This window comes from Enterobacter sp. EC_64, assembly GCF_019584165.1.
Taxonomy (GTDB): Bacteria; Pseudomonadota; Gammaproteobacteria; order Enterobacterales; family Enterobacteriaceae; genus Enterobacter; species Enterobacter roggenkampii.
This window is the reverse complement of the sequence record NZ_VDAS01000010.1, coordinates 161,337-176,432: the sequence shown is the minus strand read 5'-3', so window position 1 is coordinate 176,432 and position 15,096 is coordinate 161,337. Positions and strand designations below refer to the sequence as shown.

The 15,096-nt window shown below is 54.8% G+C and carries 14 protein-coding genes and 2 rRNA genes; 8 read left to right on the top strand and 8 right to left on the bottom strand.

Annotated features, from left to right (window positions below):
* The 3 genes from FHC52_RS10745 to FHC52_RS10735 all read left to right on the top strand — a co-directional run.
* Positions 1–103, top strand: a 23S ribosomal RNA gene (locus tag FHC52_RS10745); the annotation flags it as partial.
* A gap of 64 nt (positions 104–167) precedes the next feature.
* Positions 168–283, top strand: a 5S ribosomal RNA gene (gene rrf, locus FHC52_RS10740).
* Positions 284–490: 207 nt separating this feature from the next.
* Positions 491–1,786: an MFS transporter gene (locus FHC52_RS10735; RefSeq protein ID WP_032653074.1), complete on the top strand. Its 1,296-nt coding sequence runs from the start codon at positions 491–493 to the stop codon at positions 1,784–1,786.
* Here the strand turns inward: FHC52_RS10735 and FHC52_RS10730 are convergent.
* From FHC52_RS10730 to trxC, 5 genes are all read right to left on the bottom strand, one after another.
* Positions 1,783–2,106, bottom strand: a complete 324-nt coding sequence (locus FHC52_RS10730; RefSeq protein ID WP_008502197.1) for a YfiM family lipoprotein — start codon at positions 2,104–2,106, stop codon at positions 1,783–1,785. The two genes, FHC52_RS10735 and FHC52_RS10730, sit on opposite strands and share 4 nt — an antisense overlap.
* 44 nt (positions 2,107–2,150) lie before the next feature.
* Positions 2,151–3,506, bottom strand: a complete 1,356-nt coding sequence (pssA, locus tag FHC52_RS10725; RefSeq protein WP_220420068.1) for a CDP-diacylglycerol--serine O-phosphatidyltransferase — start codon at positions 3,504–3,506, stop codon at positions 2,151–2,153.
* Positions 3,507–3,616: 110 nt separating this feature from the next.
* Entirely contained in the window at positions 3,617–6,280 is a 2,664-nt protein-coding gene (gene pat, locus FHC52_RS10715) for a bifunctional acetate--CoA ligase family protein/GNAT family N-acetyltransferase (protein WP_032675356.1), read from the bottom strand.
* Positions 6,281–6,315: 35 nt separating this feature from the next.
* Positions 6,316–7,014: a tRNA-uridine aminocarboxypropyltransferase gene (tapT, locus tag FHC52_RS10710; protein WP_126289458.1), complete on the bottom strand. Its 699-nt coding sequence runs from the start codon at positions 7,012–7,014 to the stop codon at positions 6,316–6,318.
* Positions 7,015–7,083: 69 nt separating this feature from the next.
* The gene (gene trxC, locus FHC52_RS10705) at positions 7,084–7,503 is read right to left on the bottom strand and encodes a thioredoxin TrxC (RefSeq protein WP_021241886.1); all 420 of its coding nucleotides are present in this window, start codon (positions 7,501–7,503) and stop codon (positions 7,084–7,086) included.
* Between the two features lie 204 nt (positions 7,504–7,707).
* Here trxC and FHC52_RS10700 point away from each other — a divergent pair, with 204 nt between their 5' ends.
* Positions 7,708–8,808, top strand: coding sequence for a tRNA/rRNA methyltransferase (locus FHC52_RS10700; protein ID WP_008502192.1), 1,101 nt, complete (start codon positions 7,708–7,710; stop codon positions 8,806–8,808).
* 40 nt (positions 8,809–8,848) lie between these two features.
* Here FHC52_RS10700 and ung read toward each other — a convergent pair whose 3' ends face one another.
* Entirely contained in the window at positions 8,849–9,538 is a 690-nt protein-coding gene (gene ung, locus FHC52_RS10695) for a uracil-DNA glycosylase (RefSeq protein ID WP_023294333.1), read from the bottom strand.
* Between the two features lie 314 nt (positions 9,539–9,852).
* Here ung and grcA point away from each other — a divergent pair, with 314 nt between their 5' ends.
* On the top strand, positions 9,853–10,236 hold the full coding sequence (gene grcA, locus FHC52_RS10690; RefSeq protein ID WP_008502190.1) for an autonomous glycyl radical cofactor GrcA: 384 nt from the start codon (positions 9,853–9,855) through the stop codon (positions 10,234–10,236).
* A gap of 53 nt (positions 10,237–10,289) precedes the next feature.
* On the opposite strand, the gene srmB is transcribed toward grcA, so the two are convergent.
* Positions 10,290–11,618 carry an ATP-dependent RNA helicase SrmB gene (srmB, locus tag FHC52_RS10685; RefSeq protein ID WP_008502189.1) on the bottom strand — a complete coding sequence of 443 codons (1,329 nt, stop codon included), beginning with the start codon at positions 11,616–11,618 and terminating at the stop codon, positions 10,290–10,292.
* Between the two features lie 132 nt (positions 11,619–11,750).
* Between srmB and FHC52_RS10680 the strand changes: the two genes are divergently transcribed.
* Positions 11,751–12,488 (top strand): tRNA(1)(Val) (adenine(37)-N(6))-methyltransferase TrmN, encoded by a 738-nt coding sequence (locus FHC52_RS10680; protein WP_032675352.1) that lies wholly within the window; start codon positions 11,751–11,753, stop codon positions 12,486–12,488.
* On the opposite strand, the gene nadB is transcribed toward FHC52_RS10680, so the two are convergent.
* Positions 12,473–14,092, bottom strand: coding sequence for an L-aspartate oxidase (gene nadB, locus FHC52_RS10675; protein WP_025912839.1), 1,620 nt, complete (start codon positions 14,090–14,092; stop codon positions 12,473–12,475). The genes FHC52_RS10680 and nadB overlap by 16 nt on opposite strands.
* Before the next feature lie 343 nt (positions 14,093–14,435).
* Between nadB and rseD the strand changes: the two genes are divergently transcribed.
* A complete protein-coding gene (gene rseD / locus FHC52_RS23020; RefSeq protein WP_223605340.1) occupies positions 14,436–14,519 on the top strand; it encodes a rpoE leader peptide RseD in 84 nt (27 codons plus the stop codon).
* A complete protein-coding gene (rpoE, locus tag FHC52_RS10665; RefSeq protein ID WP_006176728.1) occupies positions 14,516–15,091 on the top strand; it encodes an RNA polymerase sigma factor RpoE in 576 nt (191 codons plus the stop codon). Before rseD ends, rpoE begins: the two co-directional genes overlap by 4 nt.
* Positions 15,092–15,096 lie beyond the last annotated feature (5 nt).

The following is a 15,096-nucleotide window of genomic DNA, read 5'->3' as shown; positions in this document are numbered from 1 at the left end:
TCTCCTGAAGGAACGTTGAAGACGACGACGTTGATAGGTCGGGTGTGTAAGCGCAGCGATGCGTTGAGCTAACCGATACTAATGAACCGTGAGGCTTAACCTTACAACGCCGAAGATGTTTTGGCGAAGAGACAGATTTTCAGCCTGATACAGATTAACAGAATTTGCCTGGCGGCTTTAGCGCGGTGGTCCCACCTGACCCCATGCCGAACTCAGAAGTGAAACGCCGTAGCGCCGATGGTAGTGTGGGGTCTCCCCATGTGAGAGTAGGGAACTGCCAGGCATCAAACAAGAAAAACCCCGTACCGAAAGGTGCGGGGTTTTTTGCTTTTATATCCATCCTGGCCTTTCTCTTAATCCCTTATCCTGCTAATGGAATGTGTGATCCCTGTCGCAATGTTATTTATAACAAAATTATAACATTTCATTTACGAGGTTATTGAGCCTTCTGGCTCAATACGCCGCAGTTTATGGCAGGAGCATAATCACAATGACAGAAAGCATGACATCACACGGGACGCTGGCTCACAGTGATACCCGAAGAAGGGTATGGGCAATCATCAGCGCCTCTTCAGGGAATCTGGTTGAATGGTTCGACTTTTACGTCTACTCATTCTGTTCACTCTACTTCGCACATATTTTCTTCCCATCCGGCAACACCACTACACAGCTGCTACAAACGGCTGGGGTTTTTGCCGCAGGATTTTTAATGCGACCCATCGGGGGCTGGCTGTTCGGCCGTATTGCGGATCGTCGAGGGCGTAAGGCCTCGATGCTGATCTCGGTGTGTATGATGTGCTTTGGCTCGCTGGTGATCGCCTGCTTACCGGGATATGAATCGATTGGCATCTGGGCACCGGCGCTGCTTTTGCTGGCCCGCTTATTTCAGGGATTATCGGTGGGCGGTGAATACGGTACCAGTGCGACCTACATGAGCGAAATTGCACTGGAAGGCCGTAAAGGTTTTTACGCCTCATTCCAGTACGTCACGCTGATTGGCGGTCAACTGCTGGCCATTCTTGTGGTGGTGATCCTGCAGCAGATTTTGACGGACGAACAACTTCATGCCTGGGGATGGCGAATTCCTTTCGCAATGGGGGCAGTGCTGGCGATTGTCGCACTTTGGCTACGCCGTCAGTTAGATGAAACCTCTCAGAAAGAGGTCCGGATGCTGAAGGAGGCGGGAACATTCAAAGGGTTATGGCGTAACCGCAAAGCTTTCCTGATGGTGCTGGGCTTCACTGCGGGCGGTTCTCTCAGTTTTTATACGTTCACCACCTATATGCAAAAGTACCTGGTGAATACCACCGGCATGCACGCCAACGTCGCCAGTGTGGTCATGACCGCGGCGCTGTTTGTTTTTATGCTCATACAGCCGATCGTCGGTGCGCTCTCGGACAAAATTGGCCGACGTACCTCAATGCTCATTTTTGGCGGATTATCGGCATTATGTACCGTTCCCATTCTGACAGCGCTTCAGCATGTCTCTTCACCGTATGCCGCCTTTGCGCTGGTGATGGTGGCGATGGTGATTGTCAGTTTCTATACCTCCATCAGTGGGATACTGAAAGCCGAGATGTTCCCGGCGCAGGTCCGTGCGTTAGGGGTAGGGCTCTCTTATGCGGTAGCCAACGCGGTGTTTGGCGGATCGGCGGAGTACGTCGCGCTGTCGCTTAAATCATGGGGAAGCGAAACGACATTCTTCTGGTACGTAACGGGAATGGGGGCACTGGCGTTTGTTGTCTCCCTGATGCTGCATCGCAAAGGGAAAGGCATTCGACTTTAATAGCGCGCCATCTGCCATACGGCATAGCCGGTCGTTGCGCCGGCGACATCCCAGGCGAAATCTTTCCAGCTCCAGCCGCTCCCTGCGGGGCGGCTATCCCACAGTTCTTTTGATGCCCCAAGACCTACTGAGAACATTAACCCGATCGCCGCGCTACGATCCCGGCTGTATCCCTGGTGCTGGGCATATTCATTACCGGCTGCGGACAACATCGCGGAAGCGAGGAAATGCTGTGCTTTGTCCTGTCCAGACCAGCTATCGTTAGCCATATGGCTACAGCCACTCAGGAAGAGCACACTCAGTACCAGAGGAATACGCATCAAGGGCTCCATAAAAAAGCCCTGCGGGTGACAGGGCCTGGATATTACAGAATACGGCTGATAAGTCGGTCGATACGGATACGACGTAAGCGGCGAATAAGCTTGCGAACTTTTACCGGATAATCGGCAATGCTCTGCAGTTCGCGGTAGTGATTCACCACGGTCGTATGGGTGCGAATTAGCTCCAGCTCGCGCTCACGTTGGGCGGCTAACTCATGCTGCGGGTCATGAATCAGGATAGCGTTTTCCAGATCCAGTCGCCATGCGCGCGGGTTCAGGTTGTTACCTGTCAGCAGCATCCACTCATCGTCGACCCACATGCCTTTGAGATGGTAACTATTGTCTTCATCTTTCCAGAGACGCACAACCAGCTGGTCAGTGTTGACGTAATACTGTAAGCGGCTCAGGAAACGACGCAGGTTAATCTCATAGAGATAAGGCAGCGCACCAATGATTTTGAACGGCTGATCTTCGGGAATGAAGAAGTCATTTGCCGTTTTATCACCCACGATGATTTCCACTTTTTTACCCTCGCGCAGCAGCTGAATGATATTACGCACCAGCACGGCAGGAAGGTTGAAATACGGCGTGCAGATAGTCAGTTTCTGCTCCGCACACGGCATCAGATAGAAGATCGTTTTGTTCAGCAGGCTTGATTTGCCGAGCCCTACCAGCGGGGTAACGGATAACTCTTCGTTGTTCGCATCGCCCTGGAAATGATAGACCGCATCGCGCAGCTCCTGGCGGAAGGCGCGAACATCGTTTTTGATCTCCGGGCTTTTCGGACGCTCGGGATCGTCAAGACGATTAACGCCACGGCCATGAACCAGATTTTTATCAACCCAGTTGAACATGATATCGGCCATCTGCGGATTACGGATCAGATGGTAGCGGTCGTAGCGATATTTATCGAGCTGATGAAGGTAGACATCATTGAGGCTGGCGCCGCTGTATAGCACGCTGTCATCAATGATGAACCCCTTGAAATGAAGAACGCCGAGCGCTTCACGGGTATTCACCGGGACGCCATAAACAGGCACGTCAACGCCAGGATTTTCCTGCGCCGTGCGGCAATACCAGTCAGCATTGGTGTTTGATGCGGCAGCGCCAATACGGCCACGCTGGGCGCGATGCCAGTCTACCAGCACGCGAACATCCAGTTCCGGACGCTGACGTTTGGCTTCATAGAGCGCGTTCAGGATCGCGCGCCCGCCTTCATCCTGTTCAAGATACAGTGCCACAATGCAAATGCGTCGCGTGGCGCTGGCTATCTTTTCCAGAAGCGTCTCCCGAAAATGAGCGGGAGCGTAAAAGAACTCTACATCATCAACTGACTGAGAAATCTTCGGTAGTTGAGCAAGGTGTTGTTGATGTTTATTACGCTTAAATTTTGACAACATCACAGTGCGTTTCTTCTCTGTTCATTGAAGGGTTGTCTGTACTATGCAAACAACATAAGCGGACAATGATACCACCAGTCCCGTCCAAAGTGGGTAACATTTCCAGTAGCTTACTCGCGTTTGTCTGCTGATGTCAGACTGAGGGATAAGGCAACAATACCTTCGTCCAGCTGAATATCAACGTCAAACCCAAGTTTTCGCGCCAGGGTCACCATACCGCGATTGTTAGGCATAGTAATGCCATTAAGGCGTAACAATCCGTGATCTCGCGTATAACTGATGAGTTTTTCCAGCAGTCGTCTTCCCAGGCCCAGACCTTTAAGATCGGAGCGTACCAGCACGGCAAACTCCGCATCGACGTTATCCGGGTCAGAAATCGCACGCGTAACGCCGAGGATCTCATCACCCTCATCGGCGCGACGAACGGCAACAAACGCCATTTCTCGATCGTAGTCGATCTGGGTCATATTGGCTAAATCATCGTGGGTAAATTCGTTGATTTCGCTAAAATAGCGATAATAAAGATCCTCTTTCGTGACCTGAGAGATAAAGGCCCGCAGCTGGGGCTCATCTTCCGGCAGAATAGGGCGGAACAAGGCGCGTTCCCCATTTTTCATCTCAACCCACTCCTCTAGCTGCAGAGGGTACGGACGGATCGCCAGACGGCTCTCGCTGTCTCCTTCGAATGGCGCGATATCCAGGGTCACGTCCAGCGCCGTAAACTCATTGCCGGAGGCGAGCAGCGGATGAATGTCCAGCCGCTGGATCTCGGCACAATCCACAATCAGGTTAGAGACCTGTACCAGGAACTGACTTAGCCCGGCAATATCAAGCGGACGTAGCGCGCTCCGGCCGCGGATCTTTTTGCTTTTAATCGCCTGGATGATCAGATAACGCGCCAGGTTCATGTTCAGCGGCGGTAACGCCACCACGGCCTGCTCCTCCGGGCGCCACTCCACGCCGCCTTCACCCAGCATGATGAGCGGGCCGAAGACGGGATCGTGTTCGACCACCACGCGTAACTCCTGAGCGCCTGCGCGGTTAGCCATGCTTTGCACCAGCAAGCCGTGGATCCTTGCCTGCGGCCAGGCCATTTTGACCCGATCGAAGATGGCATCGGCTGCCTGCTGCACCTCTGCCGCCGTCCGCAGGTAGAGCATCACCCCCTGAACGTCAGACTTATGCGGGATATCCGGCGAACGCAGCTTCAGGGCAACCGGATAGCCAATCTGCTCGGCAATATGTACGGCCTCAGCGCTGTCGCTGGCGATCCAGGTCGGCAGGGTCTGCATCCCGTAGCTGCCCAGAATGGGCTGGACTTCATGCGTATCCAGCGACGTCGCGCCCTCTTCAATCGCCTGCTGCAACAGCCGGTGAACGTCAACGGTATTGGCCGTCAAATTCCCGGGCAACGCCGGCGTCTCGCGGAGCTGTTTCTGGTTGCGGCGATATTCCACCATATGCATAAACGCGGTTATGGTGCCTTCCGGCGTGCGGTAGGTTGGCAGTCCGGCTTCGCTGAACAGGCGTCGCGCCTCCTGCGAAGAAAACTCACCGCACCAGTTGGTGAGCAGGGTGACATATTTGCCTCGCGGATGATTGCGCACAGCATCAATGAGCGCGCGCGCGCTTTCGCTGCCCGGCGCGACCGCGCTGGGGGAGTGGATAATCATCAGCGCGTCGAAATCCTGGCTATCCAGCAAAATGGAAATGGCCCTGATATAGCGGTCGCTGCTGGCATCATCGCGTAAATCAAGCGGATTGCCGGGCGTCACGCTGGTCGGAAGCGCGTCTTTCAGGCGCTGCAGCGTCTCTTCACTCAGCGTGGCCAGCTTGCCGAAGCGCCGCCACAGCTCATCCAGCGCGAGTGCGGCAGGAGCGGCGCCGTTACTGACAATCATTAATTTCTCGCCGCGCAACGGGCGCATATGGCTTAACGTTTCAACGGCGGAAAAAAGCTCGTGCGTATCCTGCACCCGCAGCAAACCCGCGCGCTGAATAGCGGCGTCCCAGGCGGGATCCATGCCGGAATGCGACTGCAGCAGACGCTGAGCCGCAGGGCTGCGCCCACTTTTGATTACCAGGATCGGCTTATTGCGCGACGCGCTTCGCGACGCCGAGACAAAACGACGCGCGTCGCTGAGGTGCTCAAGATAAAGCAGAATCGCACTGGTTTTACCGTCGCGCGCCAGAAAATCCAGCAGCTCATCAACGTCGATATCCAGACTGTCGCCGAGAGCAATGAAGTAGGAGAATCCCATTTCACGCTGCTGCGCCCAGTCGAGGATGGTGTTCGATACCGCAGCCGACTGCGAGATAAACGCGAGCTTGCCTTTGCGGATCGGAACCGGAGAGAAGCTGGCATTTAAGCCCTGCCAGGGGGCGAGCAGGCCGAGACTGTTTGGTCCAAGAATGCGCATTTGATAGCGGCTGGCGCAGGCCAGAAGCTCGGCTTTCTGTTCAGGCGGAGACGAGAGAATAATGCAGGTTTTACAGCCTTTCTTGCCTAGCGATTCCAGCAGCTCCGGATTCCGTTTCGCGTTTGTACACAGTACGGCCAGATCCGGTACGAAAGGCAGGCTCTGTACATCAGGCCATGCAAGCACTCCCTGAACTGCCTTATACGCGGGCGTGACGGGCATGACGGGTCCATTAAATCCTCCGGCCAGCAGGTTGCGCATCATCAGATAGCCAGCACGATCCGGTTTCATTGATGCGCCGATGACGGCAATGGATTTAGGACGAAGTAGCGCTTCTAACCCTCGCTGGCTCATGCAGGCCTCCTGTGAATGCAAGCGACCTGATGATTTTAAACGCTTTCCGTCTCGGCTGCTGTGACGCTGCCCTTATGAACGGTTTTTCCTGCCAGATAGCGTTCCCGGAAACAGGAGAAATGGTTGCCCAGGGCGCCAGCCGCAGCGGTATCACCCGCCAGATCCAGAAGCGCAATGGCCACTTCGGCGGTGCAGTATTGCCCGTCAGCATGCGCTTCACGCAGACGATAGGCGGAGACGCGGGAAAGATCGACAGAAATCACCGGCAGTGCGTCGAGATAAGGGCTTTTGCGAAACATTTTTCGCGCTTCGGTCCAGGTGCCGTCCAGCATAATAAACAACGGCGGTTTACCGGATGGCGGCGTCGAAAGCACCTCGCGATCGACACCTGCATATGACGCAGGGAAAACGACCATCGGCTGATAGTCCGGGTTTGCCACTAAGTCGAGCAGGGCCTGAGGGGGCTCCGTGCGGGACCACTGAAACGCCGCGGTATCCGGCAGAATATCGGCAATCAGGCGACCAGTATTGCTGGGCTTCATCGGCTCGGTATCAAACATGACCAGACAAAAACGGCTCTGGGCCGTACTCGGCGCCAGCGTCTCGCACAGGCAAACCTTCAGCGGCAGCAGGCAACGCTGACAGCGGCGAATACGGTTTCCGCGCGCGAGGAACGGACGGGTGGCGCGCGCAAGGCGTTCGGCGCGTAATTGAAGAACAGCGTTATCAGTCATGGGCGAAATGCAGGAAAAACCCTATTTTCGCAGAGGCGGGAACGGGGCACAAGATGTGCCCCGTGAATGTTACAGCGACTCGTTTAACCAGCTGTCAAAAGGTGCTTTAGGCACCGCACCGTTGAGCATGTCGACCACTTCACCCTTTTTGAAAATCATAATCGTCGGGATGCTGCGAATGCGAAAACGGGCGCTCAATTCAGGTTCAGCTTCAGTATTGACCTTAACGAAACGTATTTTCCCGCTGCGTTCTTCGGCCACGTCTTCGAAGATCGGCGCGAAGCTTCGGCATGGGCCACACCAGGGCGCCCAGAAATCCACTACGACAGGCAGATCGTCCTTGAGGAGTTTGTCCAGCGTAGCACCCGTCGCGTTAATGACATCGCCATCAAACAATTCATGGCCACAACGTCCGCATTTCGCACCATCTTCAATCCGATCGTCCGGAATGCGGTTAAGAGCCTGACAGTTGGCACATACGGTATTCATAACTAACCTCTGATAGAGCCGTGGGACAGCGGCAAGACGCCGATAATGTTTCTAATATGTTACATATTATCAATGAGCCTGTTTGAAACAACAATGCGTTTTATTCAATGAGAACAATAGTCACAGGCTTTTGTACGAAATTATGGCTATGCGCTGGCACATCGGGTAATCTGCGCGCTTCGCGCAGCGCTGGTGGAGAAAAGCATGAACGACGAAATGAAAAACAAAAGCGGCAAGGTCAAAGTGATGTATGTCCGCAGTGATGATGACTCTGATAAACGCACCCAAAATCCGCGTACCGGAAAAGGTGGCGGGCGTCCGGCGTCTTCTCGTGCAGACGGTGGCCGTCGCCCCGCCCGCGATGACAGAAACAACCGCGGTGATGACCGCAAACGTGATGACCGCAAGCGTGACGATCGCAAACGCGATGACCGTCCGCGGGATGACTTCTCACGTGATAACGCCTCCCCGTGGCGCACCGTTTCTCGAGCCCCTGGCGACGAAACGCCAGAAAAGGCCGATCACGGCGGTATCAGCGGTAAAAGCTTTATCGACCCGGAAGTGCTGCGCCGTCAGCGTGCGGAAGAGACCCGCGTGTATGGCGAGAACGCCTGCCAGGCGCTGTTCCAGAGCCGTCCTGAATGTATCGTCCGCGCCTGGTTCATCCAGAGCGTAACCCCGCGCTTTAAAGAAGCGCTGCGCTGGATGGCGGCAAACCGCAAAGCCTACCACGTGGTTGATGATGCCGAGCTGACCAAAGCATCCGGTACCGAACACCACGGCGGCGTCTGCTTCCTGATCAAAAAACGTAACGGTACGACCGTTCAGCAGTGGGTCAGTCAGGCGGATGCCGATGACTGCGTGCTGGCGCTGGAAGACGTGGGCAACCCGCATAACCTGGGCGCAATGATGCGCAGCTGCGCGCACTTTGGCGTGAAAGGCGTGCTGTTGCAGGATGCCGCGCTGCTTGAATCCGGTGCCGCGATCCGTACTGCGGAAGGCGGAGCCGAACACGTACAGCCGATCACCGGCGACAGCGTGCTGGATGCCCTTGAGCAGTTCCGTAAAGCGGGTTATTCCATCGTGACCACCTCGAGCCATGCCGGTACGCCGCTGTTTAAAGCGACGCTGCCACGCAAAATGGTGCTGGTGCTGGGTCAGGAACGCGATGGTCTGTCTGATGCGGCCCTCTCCAGTGCGGATCTGAGCGTCTCTATTGATGGGACAGGCAATGTGGAAAGTCTGAACGTATCCGTTGCTACCGGTGTACTGCTGGCCGAGTGGTGGCGTCAGAATAAGGCATAAGCCTCTTCATGTGCCGGGGCCGACCCGGCACATTCAAATACTATTCGCTCTCTGCCGGTAACACAGGCATCCAGTCAATGGGCGTTTCGCCACGTTTTTCCAGCCATTCGTTCGCCAGAACAAAATGATTACTGCCAAAGAAACCGCGATGTGCAGACAGCGGTGACGGGTGCGGCGCTTTCAACACGTGATGACGCTGACGGTCAATAATCGCCCCTTTCTTCTGCGCGTGCGATCCCCACAGTAAAAACACGACCCCTTCACGGTGTTCGTTGATCAGGCTGATGACTTTATCGGTGAACGTCTCCCAGCCCAGGCTGGCATGCGAGTGCGCCTGGCCGGCCCGCACGGTGAGTACCGTGTTCAATAACAGCACGCCCTGGCGCGCCCAGCTTTCCAGGTAGCCGTGGTTTGGTCGGGTAAACCCGGGCACGGTTCCTTCAAGCTCTTTATACATATTGAGCAGAGAAGGGGGGATCGCCACGCCCGGACGTACGGAAAACGCCAGCCCATGCGCCTGGCCCGGACCGTGATAGGGATCCTGGCCAAGAATGACCACTTTCACATCGCTCAGCTCGGTGTAGCGAAAGGCGTTGAACACATCTTTCTGCGGCGGGTAAATCGTCTGTCCGGACTGACGCTCAGCCGCAACGGTGTTGAGCGTATTGATAAAATAGGGCTGCTGCTTTTCTTCTGCCAGCACGTCATGCCAGGTTAAAGGTGTCGTCATCTCGCTCTCCTGCGAATCTCAATCTCTGACTAGCTTACCTGCTAAAGCCCGGTGAGCAAAATTCCACGCCGAAATGTGCGCTAAGTAGCTAAATTTATGTTGAAAATGTGCAGGATAAATTGAATTGGTAAGGTCATAAAATTGATCTAAAGCAATAAATTCAAACCACACTCTTTATGTGGTTGGCATTTTTATTGATTTAAATCAATAAATCGCCGGGGTGTGAATGATATATATACACACAAGAAACAATGGTTTTACCAATTGGCCGCGAGAGGCCGACATCAGTTAATGTAGCCTAAGGGAGGCAACACATGATTACAGGTATCCAGATTACTAAAGCTGCAAATGACGATCTGCTCAACTCTTTCTGGCTGCTGGACAGCGAGAAAAACGAAGCGCGCTGTGTCGTCGCGAAAGCGGGTTTTGCTGAAGATGAAATCGTGCCGGTGAGCAAACTGGGCGAAATCGAGTACCGTGAAATTCCAATGGAAGTGAAGCCAGAAGTGCGCGTGGAAGGTGGTCAGCACCTGAACGTAAACGTACTGCGTCGCGAAACGCTGATGGACGCGGTTGAGCACCCAGAAAAATACCCGCAGCTGACCATTCGCGTGTCCGGCTATGCGGTACGCTTCAACTCTCTGACCCCAGAACAGCAGCGCGACGTTATCGCGCGTACCTTTACTGAAAGCCTGTAAGGCTTCAGCTACGGGGGTGAATAAAAAAGCCGGGGATTGTCCCCGGCTTTTTTTTACTCTTCCGTTTTTGTCTCTGATGCGGCAGAGCTTGGCTTACGGCGTTTACCAATATTTTTGGTATCGCGGTGACGCTGCTTCACGCGCGGTTTCTCTTTTTCTTTCTCTTTTCTCTCAGCACGTTTCGCGAGCGCTTTCTTGGACGGTTTACCCGTCATTTTTTCACTCGGCGCACGTGTGGTTGGGCGCAAGCCATCAATAACCCGCGCTTTCAGCGGCTCGTCAACATAGCGGCCAATTTTCTGCAGCAGCAGGTAGTCATGCGCTTCGACCAGTGAAATCGCAATACCTTTGCGGCCCGCGCGGCCGGTACGGCCAATACGGTGCAGATAGGTATCGCCGCTGCGCGGCATATCGAAGTTAATGACGTGGCTGACGTCCGGAATGTCGATCCCGCGAGCGGCCACGTCTGTGGCAACCAGCACGTTAACGCGACCGTCGGTCAGACGCTTAATGCCTTCGGTACGCTTGATCTGCGCCATCTCGCCTTCAAGATAGCAGTTATTGATCCCGGCGTTACGCAGCATTTCTGCCAGCTCGTGCACGCGCTCGCGCTTACGCACAAACACGATTGTGCGCAGCGCATCTTCCTGCTTCAGCAGGTGTTTCAGCAATTCGACCTTGTGCTCAAGGTTGTCCGCGCGGTAGTACCACTGGTGGATTTTCTTACGCTCACGGGTAGACGGCGTGGCTGATACTTCCACCGGATCTTCCAGCAGACGCTCTGCGAAGTCTTTAATCGCTTCCCCTTCAAGGGTGGCAGAGAACAGCATGGTCTGGTTACGCCAGCGCGTTTCACCCGCAATATGCTCGATATCCTGTGCGAAGCCCATGTCCAGCATGCGGTCGGCTTCGTCGAGGATCAGCGTTTCAACCGCGCGGCAGTCGAAGTTCTCTTCTTTAATATACTGCAGCAGGCGGCCCGTCGTCGCAACGACGATGTCCTGGTTTTCGCTGAACACTTCGGCGTGGTTCATATACGCAACGCCGCCGGTGATGGTAGCGATATCCAGATGGGTATTTGCCGCGAGTTCACGCGCGTGATCGGCCACCTGCATGGCCAGTTCGCGCGTCGGCGTCAGGATTAAAATACGCGGCGGGCCAGATTTTTTGCGTGGGAAGTCGAGCAGATGCTGCAACACAGGCAGCAAATAGGCTGCAGTCTTCCCCGTACCGGTTGGCGCAGAACCGAGCACATCGCGGCCCTCAAGCGCAGGCGGAATGGCCGCTGCCTGAATGGCGGTCGGGCGTGTGAAGCCTTTGCTCTCAAGTGCATTGAGCAGGCTTTCATCGAGTTCAAGTTCGGAAAAAGTCGTTACAGTCATGTTCTACCTCTGTGTGGGGCGCTGATTATAGACGTTACGGCTGTAATCTTCATCTGTTTGTATGGATATCGCTTTTCGGCCACTTCGCTTTCCCCTATGCTACTCCAGTTTCACTTAGAAGGTTGCCCCGACATGTCTCAACTCAAAGCGCAGCTGCGCCGCGATGGTTTTACGTTTAAACAATTTTTTGTCGCTCACGATCGCTGTGCCATGAAGGTCGGTACAGACGGTATTTTACTGGGGGCGTGGGCGCCTGTCGCAGGGGTTAAGCGTATTCTTGATATCGGTACCGGCAGCGGGCTGGTGGCATTGATGCTGGCGCAGCGCACGGAAGAGCATGTCACCATTGATGCCGTCGAACTGGACGCGCAGGCGGCAGAGCAGGCGAGTGACAATATGGCCGAATCGCCCTGGGCAGCCCGCATGAAAGTGGAATGTGCGGATGTACTCGCCTGGGCGCCTGAACAAACCGCGCGTTACGACCTGATCGTCAGCAACCCTCCCTACTACGAGCCCGGCGTTGAGTGCGGGACACCCGAGCGCGAACAGGCGCGTTATACCCGTTCCCTCGATCATAAAGCGCTGCTCACCAGCGCGGCCGAGCTTATCTCCGAAGAGGGTTTTTTCTGCGTGGTCCTGCCTGAGAGTACGGGCAACACGTTCATCGGTATCGCGCAGGAGATCGGCTGGACGTTGCGTCTGCGTACCGACATTTCGGATACGGAAGGCCGACTGCCGCACCGCGTGCTGCTGGCGCTCTCGCCGAAAGAGGGGGAATGCTTTAACGATCGAATGGTGATCCGTGGGCCAGACCAGCGTTATTCCGAAGATTACACTGCCCTGACCCAGGCGTTTTATCTGTTTATGTAAACCTGCGGGGCGAGGATCGACGGGCCGGATTCAGCAAGCTGATCCGGGTAGTCCAGGGTATAGTGCAACCCGCGGCTCTCTTTACGCATCATCGCGCAGCGAACGATTAGCTCGGCAACCTGCACCAGGTTGCGCAGCTCCAGCAGATTATTCGATACGCGAAAATTGGCATAATACTCGTCAATTTCCTGCTGCAGCATAGTGATGCGGCGCAACGCGCGTTCAAGACGTTTCGTGGTGCGCACAATCCCGACGTAATCCCACATGAATAACCGTAGCTCATGCCAGTTATGCTGGATCACGACCAGTTCGTCCGGATTTTCCACACGGCTTTCATCCCAGGCAGGCAGGCGCTCTGTTTCGCGGGCGTAGGGCATGCGTTTCGTGATGTCTTCTGCGGCAGACCAGCCGTAGACCAGGCACTCCAGCAGCGAGTTAGAGGCCATACGGTTCGCGCCGTGAAGTCCGGTATAGCTGACCTCACCAATAGCATAAAGACCATCCACATCGGTACGCCCATGATCGTCAACCATCACCCCACCGCAGGTGTAGTGGGCGGCTGGCACAATGGGTACCGGATCGCGGGTTAAATCGATGCCAAGGTTGAGCAGTTTTTCGTAAATCATCGGGAAGTGCTGGCGAATAAACTCTGCTGGCTTGTGGCTGATATCAAGATACATGCAGTCCACGCCAAGACGCTTCATTTCATGGTCGATGGCGCGGGCAACGATATCGCGCGGGGCCAGTTCGCCACGGGCGTCAAAGTCCGGCATAAAGCGGGTGCCGTCAGGGCGTTTCAGATAGGCGCCTTCGCCGCGCAGAGCTTCCGTCAGCAGGAAGTTGCGCGCCTGAGGATGGAACAGGGCGGTTGGGTGAAACTGATTGAACTCAAGGTTCGCCACCCGGCAGCCGGCGCGCCAGGCCATCGCGATACCGTCTCCGGAGGCAATGTCCGGGTTCGTGGTGTACTGATACACTTTAGAGGCGCCGCCCGTAGCCAGCACCACAGCCTTCGCCTGGCAGGTTTCCACCTTCTCTTTATTGCGGTTCCACACCCAGGCGCCCACCACGCGACGCGTGCCCGGCAGGCCAATCTTGTCGGAGATAATCAGATCAACGGCATTGCTTCGTTCTAGCACCCGAATATTAGGATGGCTCAGCGCCTTGCCGACCAGCGTGGTCTCCACTTCTTTTCCGGTAGCATCCGCCGCGTGCAGGATGCGGCGGTGGCTATGGCCGCCTTCGCGCGTCAGGTGGTAGCTCTCTTCACCGTTGGGTTGAACCTGCGTATCGAATAAGACGCCCTGGTCGATGAGCCACTGCACGCAATGGCGGGCATTGCTGGCGACAAACTCTGCGGCGTGCGCATCCACGATCCCGGCCCCGGCAATCAGCGTATCGTCGACGTGGGAGGCAATGCTGTCTGTCTCATCAAACACGGCGGCAATCCCGCCCTGGGCATAAAACGTGGAACCCTCGCTTATCGGCCCTTTACTCAGAACGATAACGTTTTGATGCTCGGCCAGGCGTAGCGCCAGAGAGAGACCGGCAGCGCCGCTGCCGATGATCAGTACATCACAATGGAGTTCAGGTGTTGTGTTCATGATTGTTGTTTAATTTACTAAACAGTGTTGGCTCAGAATAGCACCTGAATGCGATTTATCGCACGTTTTTTTTAACGAGTGTTGCAATGGCTAAACGCATAAGCGGAGGTAAACGGAGGGTAAATGAGTGAAATTATTTTGCGAAGCAGATCGTTAGCGTCAGATTTTGTGATGAAATAAAGACTGGGTTGCGTTACTCTTCTGGCGGGAAAAAGATGTTTCTTGTCAGAAAGTGGTGCGTATCGTGAACAGACTTATAATGAGAGAAAATGAACAGTCTGCGGCGCGATGAACAAAAACAAAGGCGTTACGGAACTTATTGAAGATCAGACACTCTAATTCGGTGCTTGCTCAAAGTGCGGTATTTTTAGAGTGGCGTTTCGATAACGCGTGGAATTTAGGTTTGGGGAGACATTACCTCGGATGAGCGAGCAGTTAACGGACCAGGTCCTGGTTGAACGGGTCCAGAAGGGAGATCAGAAAGCCTTTAACTTACTGGTGGTGCGCTACCAGCATAAGGTGGCGAGCCTGGTTTCCCGCTATGTACCGTCAGGCGATGTGCCTGATGTGGTGCAAGAGTCTTTTATTAAGGCCTATCGCGCGCTGGATTCGTTCCGGGGAGATAGTGCTTTTTATACCTGGCTGTACCGTATTGCGGTCAATACGGCAAAGAATTATCTGGTCGCTCAGGGCCGTCGTCCGCCTTCTAGTGATGTGGACGCAATCGACGCCGAAAACTTCGAAAGTGGCGGCGCATTGAAAGAAATTTCGAACCCTGAGAACTTAATGTTGTCAGAAGAACTGAGACAAATCGTTTTTCGCACGATCGAGTCGCTCCCGGAAGATTTACGCATGGCAATTACGTTACGGGAGCTGGATGGTCTGAGCTATGAAGAGATAGCCGCTATCATGGATTGTCCGGTCGGCACGGTACGTTCACGAATTTTCCGTGCGCGAGAAGCTATTGATAATAAAGTTCAACCGCTTATCAGGCGTTGACGATA